Source organism: Acidovorax sp. SUPP3334 (assembly GCF_030159055.1).
GTDB lineage: Bacteria > Pseudomonadota > Gammaproteobacteria > Burkholderiales > Burkholderiaceae_C > Paracidovorax.
Genome location: NZ_BQXQ01000054.1, coordinates 1 through 24,601, shown reverse-complemented (window position 1 = coordinate 24,601; position 24,601 = coordinate 1). Strand labels below are relative to the sequence as shown.

The following is a 24,601-nucleotide window of genomic DNA, read 5'->3' as shown; positions in this document are numbered from 1 at the left end:
GCCAGACCTCAATCCAGATGAGCTGGTATGGAGCCACGCCAAGCGCACAGGGGTGGCGCGCAGTCCATTGCGAAAGGGAGACAAGCGCAAGGAGCGTGTGGATGCGCAGTTGCAGTCGGTGGCTGAATATCCTGCACTCATCAGGTCATTCTTCAGACACCCATCTGTCGTCTATATTTCTGACTTGTGAGTAACAATCACTCCTTCCCGAACAGCCCTGGTGCCACCGTACCTCTATGCTCCGAATTGATCAGAACATTGGTCCCGACATTCCCGCTTCATCGGATATGCGATGGCGGCCCATCGGGAGCGTGAGGGCGCTGCGCCTGCGCAGCCCAGGGTCGCAGGCCCCGCAATCTGTTCAGACAGCAATTGCGATAGCCCACGAGGGCTTGTGCGGCGACCGGCACGCGGGTGCGCGGTCACCGCGCCAGTTACTGATCGCAGAAGAAAGCGTCTACGGCGAACTCGGGCGGCCAGCCTGCTCGCTCCGGGAAAATCTGCTGGTCGACGTCACGACCCAAGAACTCCACTCGGGTTCTTTGCTGCGGATCGGTGCCGAGGTGGTCTTGTGGCTCACCTTCCAGTGCGAGCCATGCGCGCGGTTGGAGCGCCACAGGATAGGCTTGGCGAAGGCACTGAATGGCCGCCGTGGCGTGCTCGCAAGGGTTCTTTCAGGGGGATCGCTTCATTTGGGCGACGCCATTTGGCACAGCCCATCGACCATTCCCCCATGTGTGACGACTGGAAGGTGCGCATCGCGAACATCGTGCAGCAAGTTCCCGCAGATAAAGCCATCGAATATCGCCAGTTGGCAGATCTGGCGGGCGTTGCAAAAACCTACTGCCGTGCGTTCCCCCGTGTGCTGAGCCAGCTGCCGCCCGACGTAGCGATGCGGGCCCAACCGAGCGGCGCAGTGCCGGCAGAGCGGCGCTGGGCGGGTGACGAGCTCTTCGACGTACGCCCGAAATTCGGCGCCTGAACCGAGACGCTCTAGCACCACCCACCTCGCCACGGCGGTCCGCTGGTCCAGAAATCGATCAGGCCCCCATGGCGGCAATCAGCGACCTGGGCCGCATGTCGGTCCAACCGGTTTCGATGAAGGCACAGCACGCCGATTTGTCGGCGGCTGGCAAGGCAACGTCCCAGCCGGAGGGCACGTCAATGAACGCAGGCCACAAGGAGTGCTGGCCTTCGGAGTTGATCAGCACCAGGAATTTGCCGTTTTCGTTGTCGAACGGATTACTCATCGGGATCTCCTTCTGGGTTCAGGCGAATTCCGCAGATGCGGAAGCGGTTTCTTGCATGGTGGTCAGCGCCTGCGCGATCTCGGTCAAGGCGCAGTGCCGGGAAAAGTCCTGCCGCAGTGCCTGAGCCCGCTGCTTGTATCGTGGCTCGTCCAGCAGCTTTCGCACGGCGTCGCCGATCTGGCGCGCACTCGGCTGCCCTGTGCCCAGATTGATCCCGGCGCCTGACCAAGCCACCCGCGCGGCGATTTCCGGTTTTTCCTCCGTGCCACCTGCCACGACCAGCGGCACGCCAAGGCTGAGCGCATGATTGACCGACCCGTATCCCCCATTGGTCACCATGGCATGCACCTTGGGCAGCAATTGGTCATAGGGCAGAAATGGCAAGACCCTGGCATTGGCGGGAAGCATCGCCGCCGCAAGACCTGGCGGTACCGGACCGCCTGTGGTCGCGATCACCTGGATATCGTCAAACTTCGACAGCGCCTGCACCGCAGGACCTATCAATTGCGCCAGGTTCTGATTAGCCAGCGTGCCTTGCGTGACCAGCACGACCGGGCGTCCATCGTCCAGGTCGCCCCACCAGTCGGGGGGATTGAACCCCGAGCGGGCAGGCGCCAGCAACGGGCCGACAAAACGGACGGAGGCGGGAAGGTCGCTTCTAGGGTATTCGAACGCAGCCGAGGTCAACTGCAGGTACAGGTCCGGCAAAGTGACCATCGCATCGGCGAAAAACCCCGGAAGCGGCCGAGACCCCAGGCGCGACAGCAAACCGTCGAAATGGCGCTGCACATCGCCGAACATCGCCTGCTGGAGATTGCGGTTCATGGACTGATTGCGCAAGCGTCCCTCAGGCGTTGACGACGGCGGCAACGCGGTCCCAAAGAATGCAGTGTCCCGGCTGGACAGTGCCAACGCAGAAATGCCGATGCTCACAATGGGCGGTCGATCTTCACGAGCGCCCAGCAACAGGGGAAACGTTCCGCAGAACATCGTGTCCACCAGAATGGCGTCCGCCTCGAAGTGCTCCAGAATGCCGCGCAACCCTTCCATTTGAGGCGCCATGGCATCGGCGAAAAAGTGCTTGAGCCCGAAGCACATCTGCGCGTGGGCAGAAGCCAGTTGAAGGCGCTGCGGAAAGCGCTGGTCCAGTTGATGGTGGTCGAAATCAATGGATCGGTGGAAGGCCGTGAACGAAGCACCCGTCGATAGCGCTTGCTCCCGGAAGTGGCCGGCGGTATGCACTCGCACTTCATGCCCCTGCCCCACCAAATGCTGGGCAATCGCCAGCATGGGAAGCACATGCCCCGGCAAAGGGGTCGCCGCGATGAGATAACGTGCCATGGTTTTCTCCTCTTTATGAAATACTGGGTTCCAGGGCACGCTGTGCCTTGGTGTCGACGCCCAGATCGACGAAGTAGCGGTGCAACAGATCACGGTCCACTGGGCGGATCGCAGCGCCGATGGCGGCCAGTTGCTCATGAGTGGCTGCACCGGAGATTTTGGGCGGTTTGGCCGAGGCGTCGTAGCGGTCCAGAATGGCCAACAATGCGGCTAGGTCTCGATCCTGGCCCTCAGCCAGGCGCTCATGCGCGCGAAGCAGCCAACGTTCCAGCTCTACCGATTCGAGGGGCAGGCCCAACCGCTCGAACACCGGCGGAATATCACGGACGCGCAAAGGCGCGGGACTCATCAAATGGAACACCTGCCCCCAGGACGAGGCCTGCCCCGCCAAGCCGAGAATGGCACGCGCGACATCATCCACAGGCGTCATGTTCAGGGGAAGATCCACGTCGGGAATTGCCTGCAGGTCTGCATACAGATGCGCTACGCGCCAAATTAGATCCGCAGCGTTGCAAATGGCATTGTCGTGGTCGCCAGTGACCGATCCCAGCCGATAGATCGCCACGGGAAGACCCCGAGCCTGCGCCTGTCGGGCAATCCCGTCGGCCACCCACTTGCTCTGGCTGTACCCGTCCACCAGCCCGTTCCACGAAGCCAGCGCCGAACGCTCCGTGACTGTGCCACCCTCTTCGTTCTGCCCTATCACAGCCAGCGTCGACACGTAATGCAGGCTCTTGGCCCTCCCTTGTGCGGTCCATTCGAGCAACGTGACCAGACTGTCGACATTGGGGCCTTTGAGAGTGGTATAGGGGTGCATAAAGTCCACCTGCGCAGCACAGTGGTAGATGGCATCGCACCCATCGCGCACCAGTTGCACTGCGCTGTCCTCCAATCCCAGCCGATCTGCCCCCAGATCGCCGGTGACAACATGGATGCGCTCATCGTCCCAAACGTTACCCAGTTGCCGGTCAGCCATGGCGCGCCGCAGCCGCTTTCGCCCCTGGGCGCTGTCAGCCGCACGCACATGGCACACCACGCTGGCGGAAGTGTCCCGCAATAGGGCGGCGAGCAAGTAGCAGCCTACAAATCCGCTGGCACCCGTGAGGAACACCCGAGTCGGAATCAAACTGGGAACCAATTCTGCGCTACGGATGTGTTCAGGAAGATCGATTTCCTCCGAAAGGTCCAGCGTCTTGGCGGCATAGCTTTCCTGATCAATCCAATCTGCCAATTGCGCAATCGACGGGCGGTTATAGACCTCGGCATGAGGAAACTGGGGGTGGATCTTTTCTCTGATCCGCATGCCTAGTTGAACGGCCATCAGCGAGTGGCCGCCGATTTCGAAAAAGTTGTCATGAATGCCGACTTGCGGCAGTTGGAGGATATCGGCCCACAATACAGCCAACGCGGTTTCGGTAGGGGTGCGCGGCCCTGCATATGGCTTATCGCCTTGCACCTCGGGCACGGGCAACGCCTGCCGATCAAGCTTTCCACTTGAACTGAGGGGCAACGCTGGCAAGGGCACGAAGGCAGTGGGCACCATGTAATCCGGCAGCGACAACGCCAAGTGGCTGCGCAATTCGTCAGCAATGAGCGCCTCCCCACCGGCCATCACCACATACGCCACTAGGCGCTTTTCTCCCACCACATCCTCGCGCGCGATTACTGCCGCTTGCACCACGTGCGGGTGTTGCAACAGCGCCGATTCGATTTCCCCCGGCTCGATGCGAAGACCGCGGATCTTGACTTGGTGGTCTGCTCGCCCCAAAAAGTCCAAACTCCCATCGGCCCGCCAGCGTGCCAAGTCACCGGTACGATACATGCGGGTGCCCGGTTCGCCATGGGGGTCGGCCACGAAGCGCTCCGCGCTCAGCACAGGACGGTCCAGATAGCCGCGGGCCAAACCCATCCCTGCGATGTAGAGCTCGCCTGTCACGCCTACCGGCAAGGGCTGCAGGCCGCTGTCCAGCACCAGCATTTGCGTGTTCCAGATCGGACGGCCAATGGGTACGCCATCGGCGGCCAAATCCGCCGGCAGTGCGCGCGCACATTCCCAGGCCGTGACATCAACAGCCGCCTCGGTCGGGCCATACAGGTTGTGCAGCTCACAACCCAGCTGCTGTTGGAATCTGCGCTGCAACGCGGACGACAGTCCCTCTCCGCTGCAGATCACGCGCCTCAGGCTCGAACAACGGGATGCGGCGGGCTCCAGCAGGAAGACTTCCAGCATGGATGGCACGAAATGCGCCGTAGTAATGCCCTCACGCACTATGAGTTCTGCGAGGTACGTCGGATCTTTATGACCGCCTGGCTTGGCCAGCACCAAGGTGGCCCCATCGATCAGCGGCCAGAAAAATTCCCACACGGACACGTCAAAACTGGATGGCGTTTTTTGCAGCACTCGGTCATCCGCCTGCAAGCCGTAGCGGTGCTGCATCCACCGCAGCCGATTCACGATGGCGCGGTGCGAGACAGCCACCCCTTTCGGATTGCCGGTCGACCCTGATGTGTAGATCACATACGCTGGCTGGGCCGTATGCAGCCTGGCAAGTGGCGACGGCTTCGTATCGGGCAACCGACCCAGTTCTGAATGCGTTTCGAGGCTGTCCAAGACCACCAGCGACACAGCGGTCGGCAGGGTGGGCGCCAGCGCCTGAGTGGTGATCAGGCACACCGGCTGCGCATCGCCAAGCATGAAAGCGATGCGGTCCTGCGGAAAATCCGGATCCACCGGTAGATAGGCCGCCCCGGTTTTCAAAATGGCCAGCAGGGCCACCACCAGTTCGAGTGATCGGGGTATCGCCAAGGCCACGACACGCTCAGGTCCAGCGCCACGCGCGCGCAGCAGGTGCGCCAGCCGGTTCGCTTGTCTATCGAGTTGGCTGCGGCTCAATGCCTGCTCTTCGTACCGCAGCGCGATGCCCTGGGGATCTGCCAACAGCCCAGCCTCGATGCTTTCTGCAAGGTGGACGTCCGAGACGGAATGCCTAGTGTCATTCCAACCTGCCAGAAGCTGCCAGCGTTCCTGCGCAGTCAACAGTTCGACGCGGCCCACGGACTGATCAGGTTGCTGGATCACGGCTGCGATCAAGGTGAGCAAACGTTGTTGATGATCGGCCAGCGCCTGTGCCGTGTACAGCGCGGGGTTGGCATCGAAGTCGATCTGCAGGTCTTTTCCATTACCGCGCTCATACAGAAAGATGCCCAGATCCTCAGCCGTGCCGTTGGACAGGTTGCGTGGCGTGGCGGCGTGCCCCGCAAAGCGAAAGTCGTAATCGAAAGGCTCGACGTTCACGACCGTGGTGAAAAGCTGCCGATGGTTCAGCAGCAGATTCAAATCGCTGCGCAACGTCTCGTAGCGATAGCACTGATGGCGCAAAATCTGGCGCATCTGGCGACCTACCTCGAGGACCAACTCAGCAAAGGACAGGTCTGCACGCATCGCCAGGCGAAGCGGCAACGCATTCGCCACCATTGCGGGCACCTGCCGCATTCGATCGTTATGGCGCGCGGTCACAGGAATGCCGATCACCATGTCCTCAACACCTGTCGAGCGATACAGGTAGGCCGCCGTCAAGGCAATCAACATTTGAGGCAGCGTGCTCCCCCAGGTTTGGGCAATGGATTGCAGAGACTGCACGCTCGTGGCCGGCAGATGGACGGTTTGGCGCAGGAGCCCACCTTTGTTGGCCGATTGGTGCGAGGCGAGGGTCAAAGGCGCCGGAACGTCGGCAAAGCGATCCCGCCAATATTGACGATCTCTGGGAAACCGGCCTGATGCGCGGTAAGCGTGCTCTTCTTCTGCCAGCTGTGCCAGCGGCGCCAGGCGTCCACGGGGATCGGCCGCATCGCCTTGTGCCAAGGCCGTATACAGGTGCGCGATGCGACGGGCGACCAGGCCGCCGCCGAAACCGTCCAGCAAGATGTGGTGGCCGCGTTGATAGAAAACGTGCCGCCCGGGCCGTATGCGGATCAGTGCGCACAGCCACAGCTGTCCGTTCGCCAAGTCAATCGTGCGGCTGAAATCAGCATGCATCCAGGCTTGCGCCTCTGCATGCGGGTCCACTGCGCCACTGAAATCGAGAAAAGGCAAGTCGCCATTGAACACGGGAGCCAATACCTGTCGCGGCCCTTGTCCTGCGTCGACGAAATTGAGGCGTGTGGCTTCGACCTCCAAGGTGACCTGGCGCACGGCTTCGGCGAAGAGTGCAGGATCGACCTCTCCGTCGATGTCGATGGCCTCGGCCAGGTTGAAATTGGTGTCGGGCGAAGCGAACTGAACGCCCAACCACATTGCCATTTGACCTGCCAATAACGGGGCGAAACCACCAAACTGGTTGAGCGTGTTCATTCAAATCTCCCTCTCATACTCATATGGACGCAGCCAGCCTCTAAACCGCGCAGTCAAGGCAGTACGAGTCTGGGATGGGAGCGGCCGGGCTGATGGGGCTTGACCGCTTGGACGGCGCTGAAATGGCCGGTTTCAGGCGCTTGTATTCGTCTCTTGCGCATCAGGGCACGCTTGTGCGCACCTCTGAAACCCGCGAGATCACTTGCCTCTGCGAGCAGAGAAATACGAAACGCATTCGCAAGAGCGATGGCCGCATTGATGAAGGGCAGAGGCCTTAATTTCCGTAAAGCCTTACTACCCTCCCGTTCGTCAGCAGAAGGTCAAGGCGGATGGCTCACGCCTGACCAGCATGGAGCCAATAGCGCTTCCATGCTGCGGCCACCTTGCCTTTGAAAACAGGCTTGGTAAGCATGCGTTGCATGACACGCTTCCCTGGTTGGCGCTGCGACTACTGGCGGTGCTTGCTTGCGGCTCATCATCAGTTACTCCCTTTTTGTACCTTGGCTTTATTGCTTTGCGCATTTTTTTGAAAATTCTATTTGCAAAATAAAGTCCGAAATCAAGGGTTTACCCTTATTAATTATTTTTATAAAAAATTACTCTTCATCGATGCATAAGATATTTTTTACTGATAGCAAAAATATATCGCCCCAGGAAAATCATGCAATTTCAAATTGTCACTGAGAGGGTCTACCTTCAGAACAGCGATAGCGGATTTGCCAATGGAATCAAGGTGTTTCAACGCTCATCAGCACCCCTCAGCAATATTTCTTCAGAAGAGGCATGAACCATTAAGACAAGAGCGAAAAATAATGCAAAAGCGTTTTTTATGCTTGGTAACAGAAAAATATCATTAATGATATTAATTCCTCCAATAATAAAAAATAGATTTGTTTTCTATTAATTCATCCAAATCCGATCACTCGCAGCCAACGCATTCGAACCATTGCTTTGGCGCTCAGCACCATCGACCAAGCCACCAACGCATCCGGTCGGCGACACAAGTAAAAGTCTTGAGGTCTAGCCATGACGGTCTCATGGCGCTAGCCTGACGACCTCGCCACTTCAAAATTAGTCCACGTGCTGGATGGCCATGACCGACCACGACCTTGATTCATCCTCGTTGACCCTGATCGATACCTGCTCGGAGGCATCGCTTTCGCTGCTGGAAGACAATCTCACAGAGCACGGCATCCTGGCCGCGAGACGAACCCCGGCAGCGGTGGCCCGCCGCTATACACGCATTTTTGGGCGGGATGCCGCCATTTGCGTGATGGCAATGTGCGGCAGCGGAGTGCCGGCGCTCGAAGAGGGCGCTGTAGCCAGCCTGGACGCGCTGGCCGCGCAGCAAGCGGCCAATGGGCAGATTCCCAAATACGTGGACCCAGAAGGCACGGATGCCGACTTCTGGTACCTGGGCTGCATTGACGCCACGCTGTGGTGGCTGATTGCCGTTGACCATGTGCGAACGCATGGCGACGTAGGTACGGACCGTTGGACCGACAGCGTTGAACGCGCGCTCCAATGGTTGCTGGCGCAGGAGCACCAGCACTTTCGTCTGCTCCAGCAAAACGAGGCCAGCGATTGGGCAGACATCATGCCGCGGTCAGGCTATGTGCTGTACACCAACGCGTTGTGGTTCGATGTGAAGCGGCGATTTTCGCTGTGCCATTCGGACGAGACGCACCATCACTTCAACCATCTCTTCAATCCATTCCAGCGCGATTTGCACGAATACCACCGTGCACGCCTGCTGCAGCACTACGCGCGCCGTGGCCGCCGCGATCTCGGCTTGTACCTGAGCTTCGTGAACCTGGCAGTGGTTGGCGATGAAGGCGACGTGTTCGGCAATCTGCTGGCAATCCAGTGCGGCGTTGCCGACGAGGCCATGGCGCACAGCATTGCCAATGTCATCGGGGCCGCACACGCGGACGATCACTATCCGGTACGGGTGGTGCTGCATCCCCTGTCAGAGCAACATGACCTGTGGCGGGCCTACATGGGCCGACACCAGCAGAACCTGGTGCACCAGTATCACAACGGGGGCATCTGGCCCTTTGTGGGAGGGTTCTGGGTGATGGCGCTCGCAAAGCTGGGCCTGCAAGGCGAAGGCTGGGCGGAACTGGTAAAGCTTGCGCGCATCAACGCGCTCGACAATTGGCGATTCACCGAATGGTTCCATGGTCGCACGTTGGCCCCGGCGGGCATGGCAGGCCAGAGCTGGAATGCGGCCACCTTTCTGCTGGCGCGTCGTGCGCTGCAGGGCCAGGGAACGGCTTGGTAAATCGAAAGAACTGAGAGGAGATGCCAGCCAGCCTATGGACTCAACTGCGGGAAAATGCGGTGTACCAGCGCTAAGTTCACCGCCGGGTCGCCCCGCCCAGCAGACAGTACTCAGTCCATCCTGAACAATTCGCAAGTCGTTGATCTTGCTTGCAGTTCTTGGGGTTGATGGCCGCAGCCTTTGCAAGGTATGGTTCTGCCTATACCTGTTTTCTTGCAAATTCCTCCGGAGATTCCATGGGTCCGAAGCCTTCGCAGCCGCAAACGGCCGAGCTGTTCCGTCCAAGGTTGGACGAGCAGATCAACATGCGTCACCCGCTTGTGCGGCTGGCCGCACTGATCGACTGGGCCGAGATCGAGCGCACCTTCGCCGCTTCTTTCACCTCCGTACGAGGCCGACCCGCGTTGCCGCCGCGGCTGGTGGCTGGGCTGCTGTACCTGCAGCACGCCTTCGATGCCTCTGACGAGGCAGTGGTGAACACCTGGGTGGAGAACCCGTACTGGCAGTTCTTGTGTGGCGAGACCTACCTGCAGACCGAGGCGCCCATCGACCCGTCCAGCCTGACGCGCTGGAGAAAGCGCGTTGGAGAGGAAGGCGTGCAGACGCTGCTGGCGGCCAGCATCGAGGCCGCCCGGCGCGGTGGCGTCGTGCGTGCCTCCAGCGTGGACAGTGTGATCGTGGACACGACCGTCATGCCCAAGGCCATCGCCCACCCACCCGACCGACAGCCGGCTGCTGGACAAGAGCCGACAGCACCTGGTGAAGGTGGCCCAGCAGCACGGCCTGCAATTGCGCCAGAACTACAACCGCGTGGCTCCTCGACTGGCCGCGCAGATCGGGCGCTACGCTCACGCCAAGCAGTTCAAGCATCACCCGAACGCTCAAGGCCATGATCAAAAGGCGCAGTGCCATCGAGCCCGCCATTGGGCACATGAAGATGGATGGGCGACTTGCCCGCAACCCGCTCAAGGGCGCGCTGGGCGATGCGCTGCATGCGGTGATGTGCGGTGCCGGGCACAACCTGCGCCTGATCCTGGCCGCGCTGCGGCTTTCCGATTCGGGCTGCCGATGCAGGCGCTCATCGCGGCACTGTTCGCCGCTCCCCGTGATCGCCGACCTGTCTGCGGTTGAGAACGGAATTGTTCAGAGCGGACTAATTACCCGGAATAGATCTGCCCCGCCCCATCCTTCCTCACTCCACCGTCACGCTCTTCGCCAGGTTCCGAGGCTTGTCCACGTCCGTGCCTCTGGCACAAGCCGTGTGATACGCCAGCAATTGCAGCGGCACCACGTGCAGCAGCGGCGACAGTGGCCCGTAGTGTTCGGGCATGCGTATCACATGCAGGCCCTCGCCGCTTTCGATGCGCGTGTCGCCGTCCGCCAGCACATACAGCACGCCGCCACGGGCGCGAACCTCCTGCATGTTGCTCTTGAGCTTTTCCAGCAGCGTGTCGTTCGGTGCGACGGTCACGATCGGCATGGCGCTGGTCACCAGCGCCAGGGGGCCGTGCTTGAGTTCACCGGCCGGATAGGCTTCGGCGTGGATGTAGCTGATTTCCTTGAGCTTCAAGGCGCCTTCGAGCGCGATGGGGTAGTGCAAGCCACGGCCCAGGAACAGTGCGTTTTCCATGCGGGCGAAGTCTTCGGCCCAGCTGATGATCTGGGGCTCGAGGGCCAGCACGGCCTGCAATGCCACTGGCAGATGCCGCATGGCTTTGAGGTGCTCGGCCTCCTGCTCGTCGCTCAGGCGGCCACGTGATTGCGCGATGGCGAGCGTGAGCAGGAACAGCCCGGCCAGTTGGGTCGTGAAGGCCTTGGTCGAGGCCACGCCGATCTCCACGCCGGCCCGCGTGATGTACGCCAGCTTGCATTCGCGCACCATGGCGCTGGTGGACACGTTGCAGATCGTCAGCGTGTGCAGCATGCCCAGGCTTTGGGCATGGCGCAGCGCGGCCAGCGTGTCGGCCGTTTCGCCCGACTGGCTGATGGTGACGACCAACGTGCGCGGATTCGGCACGCTGGTGCGGTAGCGGTATTCGCTGGCCACTTCCACCTGGGTGGGAATGCCGGCGATGGACTCGAGCCAATACTTGGCCGCGCACCCGCTGTAGTAGCTGGTGCCGCAGGCCAGGATGAGCACGGAGTCGATGTCCTTGAACACGCGCCAAGCCGCGGCGCCGGGCTCGCCGTCCGCGCCGGGCGCACCGTCGAACAGCTCAGGCACGATGCCGCGCACGCCTTCCAGCGTGTCGGCGATGGCGCGGGGCTGCTCGAAGATTTCCTTTTGCATGTAGTGGCGATAGGGGCCCAGCTCCGCCGCGCCGCTGTGCGCCTGCACGGTGCGCACGGGGCGCCGGTTGGTGTCCAGCGGCTGCCCGCCCTTGCCCACGATCCAATAGCGGCCCAGTTGCAGGTCCACGAGGTCGCCTTCTTCCAGATAGACGATCTGGTCGGTCACGCCGGCCAAGGCCATGGCGTCGCTGGCCAGGAAGTGCTCGCCTTCTCCCACGCCGAGGATCAGCGGGGAACCCGCGCGTGCGCCCACTACGCGATGGGGCTCGTCCTTGTGGATGACGGCGATGGCGTACGCGCCATGCAACTGGGTGACGGCGGCCTGCACGGCCTGGAACAGGTCGCCGCTGTAGTGGCTGTCCACCAGATGCGCGATGACTTCGGTGTCCGTCTGGCTGGTGAAGGCATAGCCCCGCGCCTGAAGGGCAGCGCGCAGCTCTTCATGGTTTTCGATGATGCCGTTGTGCACCAGTGCCACGCGGCCCAGGCGCAGGGGTTCGTCCGCCGCGGGCTCGGCGCCCGTGCCATGGCTGAAGTGCGGGTGCGCGTTGTGCACGGCCGGCGCGCCGTGCGTGGCCCAGCGGGTGTGGGCGATGCCGGTGGCGCCTTCGACCTGCTCTGCGCTCACCTGCTCCAGCAATTCGGCCACCCGGGCCGTGCTGCGGGCTCGGCGCAGGCCCCCGGTGCGCGATGCGCCCAGGCTGGCGTCGTGAATGGCCACGCCGCAGGAGTCGTAGCCGCGGTACTCCAACCGCTGCAGACCCTGCACGAGGATGGGAACGATGTTGCGCGTGGATACCGCGCCGACGATGCCGCACATGGTCGGTCTCCTGAGGAATTGGGATGAGCGATGGTAGGCACAGCCTTCGGAAATATCTCTATATTTTTCAGCCTATTTAAGAAAGAAAATTTCACCCAACCCTTCGTGAGAAATTCAATTCCATAAAATGACTCGTTATGGAATCTTTATTACTCGACCACATCGATTTGCAATTGCTGGACGCCTTGCAAACCGACGCCACGCTCAGCAATCAGGCGCTGGCCGCAGCAGTGCGGGTGTCTCCGCCGACCTGCCTGCGCCGGGTCAAGCGGCTGCGGGAATCCGGGCTGATCGAGCGGGAAGTCGCCCTCTTGCAGCCCGACGCGCTGGCGCGGCATCTGGGCCATGGCATCACCGCGATCGTCGAGGTCACCCTGGACCGGCAGGACACCGACCGGCTGGCGGCGTTCGAGCAGCGCATGCAGCCGGAAGACGCCGTGCAGCAGTGCTACCGCGTCTCGCCCGGGCCGGACTTCATCCTGATCGTTCATGCGAGGGACGTTCCGGAATACCTGGCGCTGGCCCAGCGACTTTTTTCCAGCGACGGAAATGTGCGCAACGTGAAAGCGTTCTTCAGCCTGCAACGCAGCAAGTTCTCGCCCAGGGTGCCGTGCATTCGTGCAGACGCCGCGGACTAAAACGGGGTGACGCCTCCCGGCAATGCCGAACAGCCGGGCACCGGCCTGTGGCGACCATTGCCGGCCGGTGGCCGGTCGCGCTGTCAGCCGCTGGTCGCCTGCGGTGCGGCGCTGGCGGCCGTCAACACCAAATGCACCGTGCAGCCTTGCTGGGGGGCCGCACCGATGTCGATGGTGCCACCCATGCGCGTGACCAGCCGGCGGCAGCGCGCCAACCCCAGCCCCAGGCCTTCGAACTGGCTGACCGGGTGCAGCCGCTGAAACACCTGGAACAGCTGGCTGGCCTGTGCGGCGGGAAAGCCCGCGCCGTTGTCCTGAACGGCGATGGCGATGCGCTCGCCCTGCCCTTGAACCTGCACGCCAATGCGTGGCGACTGCACGCCGCGTGAAAACTTGAGGGCGTTGTCCAGCAGCGCCACCAGCACCTCGTGCAGCCAGCCGGCATCGGCCTGCACCGTGGGGCAGTCATCGGCCGGCGGCAGATCCCACTGCACGCTGTTGGGCCAGTCAGCGGTCGCCGCAGGGCTTTTTTGCGGGGCCGCCGCAGCGGCCGCCAGTGCAACGGCCACGGCCTTTTGCAAAGCGGAGCCGAGATCCACCGCGCCTGGCGTGGCCGGCGCGGAGCCGATGCGCCCCAGCTGGATCAGGCCATCGATCATGCTGCCCAACTGCTGGCCAGCCTGCGCGATGGTGTCCAGGAACTGCAACGCCTCGGGGTCGGCAGTGCTCTCGGCCACGGTCTCGCGCGCCAGGCGGCCATAGGCGAGGATGTGGCGCACCGGCGCACGCAAGTCGTGCGACACCGCGCGCAGAAAGGTTTCCTGCTCCTGCCGCGCGGCCTCCAGTTCGGCCTTCAGGCGCGCCACCTCGTCCGCCGGCGGGGCGTTCAGGCCGTGGTGTGGATCGCTGCGCGGGTCGGCCATGGCTCAGGCCTTGGGCGCCTTGGCGGGGCGCTTCCAGTTTTCGATGATCACTTGCCGTCCGCGCGCAACGCTCAACGCGCCGGGCGGCGCATCCTTGGTGATGGTGGAGCCGCCGCCCACGGTGCCGCCCGCGCCGATGGTGACCGGCGCCACCAGCACGCTGTTGCTGCCGATATGCACATCGGCCTCGATGACGGTGCGGAACTTGTTGGCGCCGTCGTAGTTGGCGGTGATGCTGCCGGCGCCGTAGTTCACGCGCTCGCCCACCGTGGCATCGCCCAGGTAGGCCAGATGGTTGGCCTTGGCGCCTTCGGCGAGCGTGGAGTTTTTCACCTCGACGAAATTGCCGATGTGCACCTCGCGCCCCAGTTGCGCGCCGGGCCGCAGGCGGGCGAACGGGCCGACCAGCGCGCCCGGCCCCACCTCGACACCCGCCTTTTCGCCATCGATGTGCGTGTAGGGGTGGATCACCGCACCCGCCGCGATGGTGGCGTTGGCGATGCAGCAGTGCGCGCCGATCTGCACGCCCTCGCCCAGCGCCACATGGCCGGTGAAGATGCAGTTCACATCGATTTCCACGTCCTGCCCGCAAACCAGGCGGCCCGGCACGCCGGTGCGTGCGTCGTCGCGCAGATCGAAGCGCGCGGGGTCGGCCAGCCGCACGCCCTTCTCCATCAGCGCCGCCGCCTGGCGGGCCTGGTGCGCGCGCTCCAGTTCGGCCAGTTGCAGCGGGCTGTTCACGCCGGCCACCTGCAGCGCATCGGTGATGCGGTGCGCTGCCACGGGCACACCGTCGGCCACGGCCATGGCGACGATGTCGGTCAGGTAGTACTCGCCCTGCGCGTTGTCGTTGCGCAGCCGGGCCAGCCAGCCGGCCAGCCGCTGCGCCGGCACCGCCATGATGCCGCTGTACACCTCGGTGATGGCGCGCTGGGCCTCGGTGGCGTCCTTGTGTTCGACGATGCCCTGCACCGCGCCACCGGCATCGCGCACGATGCGACCGTAGCCCGTGGGGTCCGGCAGCGCCACGGTCAGCAGTGCCAGGCGCTCATGCGCCGAAGCCTCCACCAGGGCGCGCAAGGTGGCGGCCTGCGTCAGCGGAACGTCGCCCGACAGCACGACCACCGTGCCGTCGCCGGTGAGCGCCGGCATGGCCTGCTGCACGGCATGGCCGGTGCCGAGTTGCGGCTCCTGCCGCGCAAACTTCAAGTCGAATCCACCGCCAGCGCTTGCTGCACCTGCGACGGCTGCTTCCACTTCCATAGCACCATGCCCGGTGATCACGACCACGCGGCGCGCCTGCAGGCTGGCGGCCTGGTCCAGCACGTGGCGCAGCAGCGGCCGGCCGGCCAGGCGCTGAAGGACCTTGGGGGTGCGGCTTTTCATGCGCGTGCCTTTGCCCGCGGCCATGATGATGATGTCCAGTGCTGTCATGTGAGGTCCGTTCGGTTGCGGCCGCGGCGCGGCACGGCGACCGGCGGCCCTGGAAGAATCCGCCGATTATCGGCGCCGGACCCTCGAAGGCTCGATTTTTAGAATGCTACTAAATTAATAGCAAAACCCCCTAGTGCTTATTGCGGTGGAGGCCGATTTCACCAAAACCTCAAAGCAGCGGTACGGGCCGGGGGATGGCGTCGTAGTACTCGGCGATGCGGGCGAGCGCACGCGGATTGATGATGCGCAGCCGGCCACCGGAAATCTCGTGCAGGCCCAGTTGCGACAGCCGCCGCAGCGTCTTGTTGGTGTGCACCAGCGACAGCCCGAGCGAGTCGGCGATGTGCTGCTGGGTGATGGGAAATTCGACCGTGCCGTCCTCGGACAGCCCCAGGCGGTCGAGCCGGCGGTACAGGTGCATGAGCAGCATGGCCACGCGCTCGGTGGCATTGCGCCGGCCGGTGGTGAGCAGGTTGTCGTCCACCATGCCCTCGCCGCGCGCCGCCAGCCAGGTCACGTCGTACCCCAGGCGTCCATGGTCGCGGAACAGCGACCACAGCCCTTCGGCCGGAAACACGCAGAAAGCGCAGGCGGTCACGGCCTCCACGCCGTGCATGGCGGTTTCACCGAACTCCTGCTGCAGCCCCAGCAGATCGCCCGGCAGCAGAAAGCCGAGGATCTGGCGGCGCCCATCGGAGAGGGTCTTGTACCGAAAGGCCCACCCCGTGTAGAGCGTGTAGAGCTTGCCGTTGGGCTGGTGCTCCCGGATCAGCGTGCCCCCGGCTGCAACGGTCGCGGTGCCGCACCGGAAGTCGTCGATGAAACGCAACTCCTGCAGAGATACCGGAGTGAACGCGGCAGGGGTATTGCGCAATCGGCACGCGTCGCAATGGCGCGGGATCGTGTGCGCCAGGGATTCGGAAGCAAAGTCCACGCTCATAAGGGCGAATCTGATAGCTCTGGTGGGCGGCGATTCTAGGCAAACCAGGGCACTCCGCTCTATGTCTTTTGACATTGTGCGCCGCGCGCCACAGGCCTAGATTCAGGGCACCAATGCCCATTGACTTTCCGCCCTATGAAGTTCTGTACGTGAGCGACTTCGCCCCCGACCAGCCCCTGAGTTCGATCGCCGCCATTGCGGCCCGATCCCGCACCACCAACGCATCGCATGGCATCACCGGCCTGCTGGTTTTTGACGGCCTGCGGTTTTGCCAGCAGCTGGAAGGCCGGCAGGAGAATGTGTTGCCTTTGGTGGAGCGCATCCGCCGGGACCCCCGCCATACCGATGTCGCGGTGCTGCACCATGGACCGCTGGCGAAGCGGCGATTTCGCAATTTCAGCCTGGCGTTCAGCACGCTGGAAGAAGCGGATGCCCTGGAGCGCCTTCGAGCGCTGAAGGGCACCGCCGCCGTGGCAGCCTTCAAAGCCCTGCCGATCGAACTGGAAATGTGAAAGCGAGGGAATGGACGGCGGCTTGAACCGCTGCCCCTGCCCCCAGGCTCGTCTCCAGACTTCAAGAGCCCTCAATCTTCCAGAAAAAAGGAGAGGCGCGCAGACCTCAGGCGCAGCAGGCTTCGCCTTGCTTGGAGGTTGCCTGCGCCGGGCTTTGCGCAGAGCGCACGGCGCTAGAAACGCTGAAGCGGTACTGCACGCCATCGCGGCCGAGCGGTTCGATCACCGCATGCTGCCCCGCTGCGACCCACAGGGTCTGGCCGGCGTTGAGGAACACGTCCCCTGCCGCCATGTCGCGCTCGCCGTTGGGGCCGTCGTCCAGCGTGACCCAGGCGTGGCCCGACATGATGCGCAGCGCCATCGGTGCGCGGGGGCGCAAGCTGTGGGCATTGCCATTGGCCAACGTGCAAATGTCTTTCGCCTCACCGCGAGGCGCGACAGCGGATTGTTGAAATTTCAGAACATTTGAAGCGGTCATTTCTTTCTCCTGGAAAACCCTAGCGATGTGCCTATGATGCTTCTGAGATCGAGCCATCGTCCAATGAAAACGGCTTTCTCGATTCATGCCCGGATCACATCAATGCGCAACACTGCCCTGATCTATTCGCATTGCGCATCAATGCACGCGGTTCGCAAGGGGTGCGCCCGAAAACGGCGCCGCACGCCCCAGAACACCAGCCCTTTCGTCAACCGCCCCGCTGCACCGGCTGCACCGCGCAGGGCCTCCAACAGATCGGCCCAAGGCGCCGCCACACTGCCGGCCCACGCCTCGGCCTGGATTGGCACAGGGGCTGGCAACGGGTCCCACCGGAACCGAACCTCGGCTCCCCCAATGAAAGGCACAAGCCCAGCCCGGCTCGCACGCCAAGGCTCCATGACGACGTGCGAGCCTGCTTCAAACACGCAGGCGTCGCCTGCGGAAAGAAAAACGTCCTGGGCCATGGTGTCCGCCCTGCCGGTTACCGTGATCCACACCCCGCCGTGCTGGACGCGCAGCCGCGCCCGCTGCTGGGCGCGCAAGCTCAGGGCACGTTGCGGCGGCAATGTCCAGCATCCAGCAAGCGTTCGCGAAGCATAGGCATGCGTCTTGGATTGTTGCGATTCCAGAACGGGATGATTTTTCATGGCGAGCTCCTAGAACGGCCTACAGGGTTGACAGGCATGGATATTCAAGCCATTCCCCCTTACCCGTCCAATGAAAACCGGGGGATAATTTCATTCCACTCGCACATCAATGCATGCCATGAATCTGCCTGCACCCATCACCCATCTGCGCACACGGCCAGTGGCGGTCGGCCACTGGCGCGCCTTTCTCGCTGTCGCCCGGCACCTGAACTTCAGGGCCGCAGCCGAAGAGCTTTCCCTCACCCAGTCCGCAGTGAGCCGCCAGATCCAGTCGCTGGAAGAAGAAGTGGGCGTGCCGCTGTTTTTGCGCCACACCCGCGCGGTGGAGTTGACCAGCGCCGGCGCGCAACTGCAGCGCGCCGTGGCCCCGGCACTGGAGCGCATGGATGCCTGCGTGCGCCTCGTGCGGCAGACGGCTGGCCGCAAGAGCGTGGCCATCACCACCTGGGCGAGCTTCGCCTCGATGTGGCTCATCCCGCGCATGGAGGAGTTCCAGCGCGACAACCCCGACATCGACATCCGGATCGACGCAAGCGATGTGGCGGTGGACCTGGAAACCGCCGACGTGGACCTCGCACTGCGCTACAGCCTGCCCAGCGCAAACACGCAGGGCTCGCAGCGGCTTTTCGGCGAGCAGTTGGCCGTGGTGGCGAGCCCCTGGCTCATCAAGAGCAACCCACCCATCAAGGAACCCGAGGATGTGACCCGCTACACCCTGATCGAAGCGGGCGACGCGCATCGAACGATGCACCTCGAATGGCTGACCTGGCGGCGCTGGTTCGAGCTCAACGGCAAGAAAACGCTGCAACCCAAGCGCTGGCTGTACTTCAACTACGCGCACCAGATCGTGCAGGCCACGCTGGCCGGCCAGGGGCTGGCGCTGGCGCGCATGCCGCTCATCGCCGATGCGCTGGCATCGGGCGATCTGGTGGAAGTCTTGCCCGGCTACCGACTCGACTCACCGCTGGCTTACTGGCTGCTGGTGGGCCCGCGCAGCGGGCAGCGGCCGGAAATCCGGGCCTTCTGCGCCTGGCTCACCTTGCAGGCGCAGGCCACGCGCGAGGCGATCGGAGACGTGCCCGATCCGGACCTGAGCGACAACCTGGATTGACGCGAGTGCGGCCGATGCCGCAGCCCGGCGCGTTCAGGCGTTGAGCGTGACTCGCGCGAACTTGCGCTTGCCCACCTGGAGCACGTAAGTGCCCGCTTCCAGCTTGAGGCCCTTGTCGCTGACGACACCGCCGTCCACCCGCACGCCGCCGCCATCGATCAGGCGGCTGGCCTCGCTGCCGGAAGGCGCCAGGTTGGCCTGCCGCAACAGCGCACCGATGCCCAGCGGAGCGCCTGCCAGCGCCACTTCGGGAATCTCGTCGGGCACGCCGCCCTTGCTGCGGTTGATGAAATCCGCCTCCGCCGCATCGGCCGCCGCCGCACTGTGGAAGCGAGCGGTGATTTCCTTGGCCAGCATGACCTTGGCATCCTTGGGATTGCGCCCCCCCTCCACTTCGGCCTTCAGCGCGGCGATTTCGGCCAGCGTCTTGAACGACAGCAGGGTGTACCAGTCCCACATCAGCATGTCGGAGATGGACAGCACCTTGGCGAACATGGTGTTGGCATCCTCGGCAATTCCGATGTAGTTGTTCTTGGATTTCGACATCTTGTCGACGCCATCCAGCCCCACCAGCAAGGGCATGGTGAGTACGCACTGCGGTTCCTGGCCGTATTCCTGCTGGAGGTGTCGCCCCATGAGCAGGTTGAACTTCTGGTCGGTGCCGCCCAGTTCCAGGTCGCTCTTCAGGGCGACGGAGTCGTAGCCCTGCATGAGCGGATAGAGGAATTCATGCACGCTGATCGACTGGCCTGTCGAAAACCGCTTGTGGAAGTCGTCGCGCTCCATCATGCGCGCCACCGTGTACTTGGCCGCCAGCTGGATCATGCCCGTGGCGCCCAGCGGCTCGCTCCATTCGCTGTTGTAGCGAATTTCCGTCTTGGCCGGGTCCAGCACCATGCTGGCCTGCTTGTAATAGGTTTCGGCATTCGCCCGAATCTGTTCGGGCGTCAGGGGCGGCCGGGTGTTGTTGCGGCCCGAGGGGTCGCCGATCAGGCTGGTGAAATCGCCGATCAGGAAGATCACCTGGTGCCCCAGATCCTGCAACTGGCGCATCTTGTTGAGCACCACGGTGTGCCCGATGTGGATGTCCGGCGCTGTCGGGTCCAGGCCCAGCTTGATGCGCAAGGGCACGCCGGTCGCCTCGGAGCGGGCCAGCTTCTTCACCCATTCGTCGCGGGGCAGCAATTCCTCGGCGCCCCTCAAAGACACCTCAAGCGCCCGTCCTACACCATCGGTAATCGGGAATGTTGTAACAGCAGATTGATTCATAAGGGTTTTTTGGGGGGTTTCCGGGGCGCTCGTCGTTATACTCCGGCCCACATTTGCAGTGGCGGATTCTAGTGGTCCTGCCGCTTCGGCCTATTGCACCGAATGGCTGCAACCTGACTGACAAGCTCGTGCGTTCCGCCCCGTCGGCCCGAACGCACCTCACCCTGGGGTAAGACACTTGAACAATGGCTTGAAATCCGCCAGCCTCGCACTGCTGGACCGGCTATCGCGCATCGCCCAGAACCATCCCAAACGCATCACTGCCGCCATCGCAACCCTGTTGCTGACGGGCGGGGGCGGCGCTTTCGCCGTGGCCTCTTTCGCTCCGGATCCGGCCGATCTGCCCCGAAGCGTCGTGCAATACCCCGTGGATTCGCTGGCCAGCGACCAGCCGCTGGCAGCGCTGGTGGACATTCCCAACTATTCCCTCTACCGCTCCGACCAGACCCGCAGCAGTGACACGGCCGAAGCCATCCTGCAGCGCCTGGGCGTGGCGGACCCGGCCGCTGCCGCCTTCCTGCGCAGCGATGGCCAAGTGCGCCAGACCTTGCTGGGCCGCGCCGGCCGTTCGGTTTCGGCGGAGACGACGGACGACCATCGCCTCATCAGCCTCACCGCACGCTGGGTGCAGGACGACAGCGGTAACTTCCGCCGTCTGGTCGTGCAGCGCAAGGGCAACGATTTCACGTCGCGCGTCGAAACGGCTCCTCTGACCGTGGGCACCCGGCTGGCTGGCGGCATCATCCGCAGTTCGCTGTTCGCCGCCACCGACGCCGCCAACATTCCCGATGCCGTCGCCACGCAGATCGCTGAAGTGTTTGCCAGCAACATCGACTTTCACCGGGCCCTTCGCAAGGACGACCGCTTCTCGGTGGTCTATGAGACGCTGGAAGCCGATGGCGAACCGCTGCGCAGTGGCCGCGTGCTGAGCACCGAGTTCCACAACAACGGCAAGACGCACGATGCCGTCTGGTTCCAGGAAACACCGAGCTCCAAGGGCGCCTACTACACGCTGGACGGTGAGAGCATGCGCCGCGCCTATCTCACCTCGCCGGTAGAGTTTTCTCGCATTTCGAGCGGCTTCAAGATGCGCTTTCACCCGATCTTGCAAAAGTGGCGCGCTCACCTGGGCACCGACTTCGCTGCCCCGACCGGTACGGCCGTGCGCACCGTGGGCGACGGCACCGTCGATTTCGCAGGCGTGCAGAACGGTTATGGCAACGTCATCTACGTGAAGCACCGCAACCAGCACGTTACCGTCTATGCCCATTTGAGCCGCATCGACGTGCGCAAGGGCCAGAGCGTGGAGCAAGGCCAGACCATCGGAGCCGTCGGCGCTACCGGCTGGGCCACCGGTCCGCATCTGCACTTCGAATTCCGCGTGGACGGCCAGCACCAGGACCCCATGGTGATCGCCCAGCAGAGCGAAGCCGCCATGCCGGTATCCACCGCCTCGCGCGCCGCATTCAACCGCCTGGCGTCGAACATGCGCATCCAGCTGTCGGCAGCCGCACAGGTGCAGCAAGCCAGCGCCCAGTGAGCACGCAGCGCGCTCCCGGCGAGGTCAGCGCGCTCTACATCGGGCTCATGTCGGGCACTTCGCTCGACGGAGTCGATGGCGTGCTGGCAGCATTCTCCGAAAAAAATTGCGCGGTAGCGCAGTATTCAAGCGCACCTTTTGCTCCTGAATTAAGAGCAGATCTGCTGGCCCTCAATACCCCGGGCGACAACGAGTTGCACCGCGCCGCGCTGGCAGGCAATGCGCTGGCCCGCACCTATGCCGGCGTGGTGCAAAACCTGTTGGCCCAAGCAGGCTTGCCACCGTCGGCCATCCGCGCAATCGGTGCCCACGGGCAGACGGTGCGGCACCGCCCGCAGGCTTTCGACGGCACTGGCTACACGCTGCAACTGGGCAACCCGGCCCTGCTGGCCGAACTCTCCGGCATCGACGTGGTGGCAGACTTCCGCAGCCGCGATGTCGCGGCGGGCGGCCAGGGCGCGCCACTGGTCCCGGCCTTTCATCAAGGGGTGTTTGGTCAGCCCGGCCGCACGATCTGCGTTTTGAACATCGGCGGCATCTCCAACCTCAGCGTTCTGGATGCGCACGGCACGGTGGCCGGTTTCGACTGCGGACCGGGCAATGCGCTGATGGACCACTGGTGCCAGTTGCACACTGCCCAGCCGTTCGATCGAGACGGCGCCTGGGCCGCGAGCGGCAAAGTGATCCCGGCCTTGCTCCAGGCACTGTCGGCCGAGCCTTATCTGGCGCAGCAACCCCCTAAAAGCACGGGGCGAGACCTGTTCAATCCGGAGTGGCTGGGCAAGCACCTGCCCGCTTTCGCGGCAACTGCCGCGGCCGATGTGCAGGCCACATTGACCGAATTCACCACCAGCGTCTGCGCCGATGCCATGCGTCGCTTCGGCCGGGGCGGCCATGCCTTGATCGTGTGCGGCGGCGGTGCGCTCAACAGCCACCTCATGCAGCGATTGCAGGCGATGCTGCCTGGCGTCACGGTGGCGCCGTCCGACGCGCACGGCATGCCGGCGCTGCAGGTCGAGGCGGCAGCATTTGCTTGGCTGGCGCACCGCACCGTGGAGCGCCGCAGTGGCAATCTGCCCGGCGTCACCGGTGCTGGCGGGCCGCGCATTCTCGGCGCGATCTACCCGGCTTGAAACCCGGCTCAGACGTGCTCGGGCACGTCGGGCACGTCGTCTGCCGCTGCCCCGCTTTCAGAATCGCGCGGGGACAGCTGCCAAAAGATGCCCGCCGATGCGATCGTTATCAGCCCCATGCAGGCGAAAGTGCCCTGGAAGGCGGGCAGCATCTGTTGCGCTCCCCCGCTCCCGAAATGGTTCGTGAACGCAGCCAGCACCCCGCCAGCGGCCGCCACGCCCATGCCCATGGCCATGGCCACCATCTGCACCATCGAAAGCAAGCTGTTGCCGCTGCTGGCCATGCCCTGGTTCAAATCCTTGAGGGTGACCGTGTTCATGGCCGTGAACTGGAGCGAATTCACCGCCCCGAAAAGGGCCAGTTGCACGATGCGCCACCAAAGCGGCTGGGACGGCGAAGAAAAGGCAAAGCTCGCCATCGCCAGTCCCACCAGCAGCGTATTGGCCACCAGCACACGGCGATAGCCGAAACGGGTGATCAATGGCGTCGTGAACCGTTTCATGGACATGCCAGCCAACGCCACCGGCAGCATCATCAGTCCGGCGTGCAACGGCGTGTAGCCCATCGTGACCTGCAGCATCAGCGGAATCAGGAATGGCATGCACGAGCTGCCCAGGCGCGAAAACAGATTCCCCAGCAGCCCGATGCGCAGAGTCGCCACGGAAAACAGCCGGGGGGAAAACAAAGGATTGGGCCGCCGGGCCGCATGGAGCCAATACGCCACCAAGCTGGCGAGCACGAAGATCAGCAGCACGAGCACGCTCGCCTGCCGCAATCCCAGACTCGACAGGCCATCGAGCGCCAGCGAAAGCGCTGCCATGCCGAAGGCGAGCATGAGGTAGCCTGCCAGATCGAACCGGGCGACCGGGGCACCCGGCACGGCGGGCATGAACCGCAGCGTGGCTAGGCAGCCGATCAGGCCCACCGGCACGTTGATCAGGAAGATCCAGTGCCAAGAGGCCACCTCCACCAGCCAGCCGCCCAGCGTGGGACCGATCAGCGGTCCAATCAGTCCGGGGATCGCCACGAAGCTCATGGCCTGCAGGAATTTCTCCCGCGGAAAGGTGCGCAGCACCACCAGCCGCCCCACCGGCAGCAGCAAGGCGCCGCCCAGGCCCTGGACCACGCGCGCTGCCACCAGTTGGTCCAGCCGGCTCGACAGCGCGCAAAGCACCGAGCCCAGAACGAACAACACGATGGCGCTCAAATACACCCGCCTGGCTCCGAAGCGGTCCGCCACCCAGCCCGAAGCGGGAATCAACAGCGCCATGGCCAACGAGTACGCCACCACCACCGACTGCATGCGCAAGGGGCTTTCACCCAGGCTGCGCGCCATGGTCGGGAGAGCGGTGTTGACGATGGTGGCATCCAGCGTCTGCATGAAAAAGCCGACCGCCACCAGCCAGAGCAAGATTTGAAGGGAGCGCTCTTGTTGCATGGAGTCCCGATCAAGAACAAAAAGGAAGCAGCGCCGACTCCGCCGTGCAAGGCCCAGCAAAAAGCCGCCCGAAGGCCAATGCCAGTAAGTTAAGCAAAGGCCCTTCGGGGCCTTTGTTGTTTGTACAGTGCAGGCTTGATCAATCGAGCTTTGACCATAGAGGTCAAGCGATAGCCAATGCTGCTGCAAGAGTACCTGA

Annotated in this window: 18 protein-coding genes and 3 pseudogenes; 10 read left to right on the top strand and 11 right to left on the bottom strand. The window is 63.4% G+C overall.

Translation table 11 applies throughout. The features are described 5' to 3' along the window. The 3 genes and pseudogenes from AVHM3334_RS21440 to AVHM3334_RS21435 form a co-directional block, all read left to right on the top strand. A pseudogene (locus tag AVHM3334_RS21440) lies at positions 1-190 on the top strand (IS630 family transposase); the annotation flags it as partial. Positions 191-236: 46 nt separating this feature from the next. Next, positions 237-695: pseudogene (locus AVHM3334_RS23940) on the top strand (MOSC domain-containing protein); the annotation flags it as partial. Positions 696-733: 38 nt separating this feature from the next. Then, positions 734-982 (top strand): hypothetical protein, encoded by a 249-nt coding sequence (locus AVHM3334_RS21435; protein ID WP_284415516.1) that lies wholly within the window; start codon positions 734-736, stop codon positions 980-982. Between the two features lie 58 nt (positions 983-1,040). Here the strand turns inward: AVHM3334_RS21435 and AVHM3334_RS21430 are convergent, their stop codons facing one another. The 3 genes from AVHM3334_RS21430 to AVHM3334_RS21420 are packed head-to-tail and all read right to left on the bottom strand — an operon-like array spanning position 1,041 to position 6,942. Beyond that, positions 1,041-1,250, bottom strand: coding sequence for an MbtH family protein (locus AVHM3334_RS21430; RefSeq protein ID WP_284415515.1), 210 nt, complete (start codon positions 1,248-1,250; stop codon positions 1,041-1,043). Positions 1,251-1,268: 18 nt separating this feature from the next. Continuing rightward, entirely contained in the window at positions 1,269-2,630 is a 1,362-nt protein-coding gene (locus AVHM3334_RS21425; RefSeq protein WP_284415514.1) for a glycosyltransferase, read from the bottom strand. Then, positions 2,605-6,942: a non-ribosomal peptide synthetase gene (locus AVHM3334_RS21420; RefSeq protein WP_284415513.1), complete on the bottom strand. Its 4,338-nt coding sequence runs from the start codon at positions 6,940-6,942 to the stop codon at positions 2,605-2,607. Before AVHM3334_RS21420 ends, AVHM3334_RS21425 begins: the two co-directional genes overlap by 26 nt. A 1,093-nt stretch (positions 6,943-8,035) precedes the next feature. On the opposite strand from AVHM3334_RS21420, the gene AVHM3334_RS21415 reads away from it, so the two are divergent. Next, complete coding sequence (locus tag AVHM3334_RS21415; protein WP_284415512.1) at positions 8,036-9,226, top strand: glycoside hydrolase 100 family protein; 1,191 nt, start codon at positions 8,036-8,038, stop codon at positions 9,224-9,226. A gap of 236 nt (positions 9,227-9,462) precedes the next feature. Beyond that, positions 9,463-10,357: pseudogene (locus tag AVHM3334_RS21410) on the top strand (IS5 family transposase). Between the two features lie 61 nt (positions 10,358-10,418). Here AVHM3334_RS21410 and glmS read toward each other — a convergent pair. Then, complete coding sequence (glmS, locus tag AVHM3334_RS21405) at positions 10,419-12,338, bottom strand: glutamine--fructose-6-phosphate transaminase (isomerizing) (protein WP_284415511.1); 1,920 nt, start codon at positions 12,336-12,338, stop codon at positions 10,419-10,421. A gap of 137 nt (positions 12,339-12,475) precedes the next feature. On the opposite strand from glmS, the gene AVHM3334_RS21400 reads away from it, so the two are divergent. Continuing rightward, positions 12,476-12,976, top strand: coding sequence for an Lrp/AsnC family transcriptional regulator (locus tag AVHM3334_RS21400; RefSeq protein WP_284415510.1), 501 nt, complete (start codon positions 12,476-12,478; stop codon positions 12,974-12,976). Positions 12,977-13,059: 83 nt separating this feature from the next. Here the strand turns inward: AVHM3334_RS21400 and AVHM3334_RS21395 are convergent, their stop codons facing one another. The 3 genes from AVHM3334_RS21395 to AVHM3334_RS21385 all read right to left on the bottom strand — a co-directional run bounded on the left by AVHM3334_RS21395 (position 13,060) and on the right by AVHM3334_RS21385 (position 16,273). After that, on the bottom strand, positions 13,060-13,899 hold the full coding sequence (locus AVHM3334_RS21395) for a sensor histidine kinase (RefSeq protein ID WP_284415509.1): 840 nt from the start codon (positions 13,897-13,899) through the stop codon (positions 13,060-13,062). Positions 13,900-13,902: 3 nt separating this feature from the next. Next, positions 13,903-15,333 carry a bifunctional UDP-N-acetylglucosamine diphosphorylase/glucosamine-1-phosphate N-acetyltransferase GlmU gene (glmU, locus tag AVHM3334_RS21390; RefSeq protein ID WP_284415508.1) on the bottom strand — a complete coding sequence of 477 codons (1,431 nt, stop codon included), beginning with the start codon at positions 15,331-15,333 and terminating at the stop codon, positions 13,903-13,905. A gap of 169 nt (positions 15,334-15,502) precedes the next feature. Next, positions 15,503-16,273 (bottom strand): Crp/Fnr family transcriptional regulator, encoded by a 771-nt coding sequence (locus tag AVHM3334_RS21385; RefSeq protein ID WP_284415507.1) that lies wholly within the window; start codon positions 16,271-16,273, stop codon positions 15,503-15,505. 113 nt (positions 16,274-16,386) lie between these two features. On the opposite strand from AVHM3334_RS21385, the gene AVHM3334_RS21380 reads away from it, so the two are divergent. After that, the gene (locus AVHM3334_RS21380; RefSeq protein WP_284415506.1) at positions 16,387-16,785 is read left to right on the top strand and encodes a BLUF domain-containing protein; all 399 of its coding nucleotides are present in this window, start codon (positions 16,387-16,389) and stop codon (positions 16,783-16,785) included. Positions 16,786-16,891: 106 nt separating this feature from the next. On the opposite strand, the gene AVHM3334_RS21375 is transcribed toward AVHM3334_RS21380, so the two are convergent. After that, positions 16,892-17,263, bottom strand: coding sequence for a DUF2917 domain-containing protein (locus AVHM3334_RS21375; protein ID WP_284415505.1), 372 nt, complete (start codon positions 17,261-17,263; stop codon positions 16,892-16,894). Between the two features lie 122 nt (positions 17,264-17,385). Further along, positions 17,386-17,910, bottom strand: a complete 525-nt coding sequence (locus AVHM3334_RS21370) for a DUF2917 domain-containing protein (protein WP_284415504.1) — start codon at positions 17,908-17,910, stop codon at positions 17,386-17,388. Positions 17,911-18,028: 118 nt separating this feature from the next. Between AVHM3334_RS21370 and AVHM3334_RS21365 the strand changes: the two genes are divergently transcribed. Then, positions 18,029-19,021 (top strand): LysR substrate-binding domain-containing protein, encoded by a 993-nt coding sequence (locus tag AVHM3334_RS21365; RefSeq protein WP_284415503.1) that lies wholly within the window; start codon positions 18,029-18,031, stop codon positions 19,019-19,021. A 33-nt stretch (positions 19,022-19,054) separates the two neighbouring features. Here AVHM3334_RS21365 and tyrS read toward each other — a convergent pair whose 3' ends face one another. Continuing rightward, complete coding sequence (tyrS, locus tag AVHM3334_RS21360) at positions 19,055-20,290, bottom strand: tyrosine--tRNA ligase (RefSeq protein WP_284415502.1); 1,236 nt, start codon at positions 20,288-20,290, stop codon at positions 19,055-19,057. A 178-nt stretch (positions 20,291-20,468) separates the two neighbouring features. Between tyrS and AVHM3334_RS21355 the strand changes: the two genes are divergently transcribed. Both AVHM3334_RS21355 and AVHM3334_RS21350 read left to right on the top strand, forming a co-directional pair. Beyond that, positions 20,469-21,830 (top strand): M23 family metallopeptidase, encoded by a 1,362-nt coding sequence (locus AVHM3334_RS21355; RefSeq protein ID WP_284415501.1) that lies wholly within the window; start codon positions 20,469-20,471, stop codon positions 21,828-21,830. Further along, positions 21,827-22,963, top strand: coding sequence for an anhydro-N-acetylmuramic acid kinase (locus AVHM3334_RS21350; protein WP_284415500.1), 1,137 nt, complete (start codon positions 21,827-21,829; stop codon positions 22,961-22,963). The genes AVHM3334_RS21355 and AVHM3334_RS21350 overlap by 4 nt, the downstream gene beginning before the upstream one ends. 8 nt (positions 22,964-22,971) lie before the next feature. Here the strand turns inward: AVHM3334_RS21350 and mdtD are convergent, their stop codons facing one another. Beyond that, on the bottom strand, positions 22,972-24,402 hold the full coding sequence (mdtD, locus tag AVHM3334_RS21345; protein WP_284415499.1) for a multidrug transporter subunit MdtD: 1,431 nt from the start codon (positions 24,400-24,402) through the stop codon (positions 22,972-22,974). Positions 24,403-24,601: the final 199 nt, after the last annotated feature.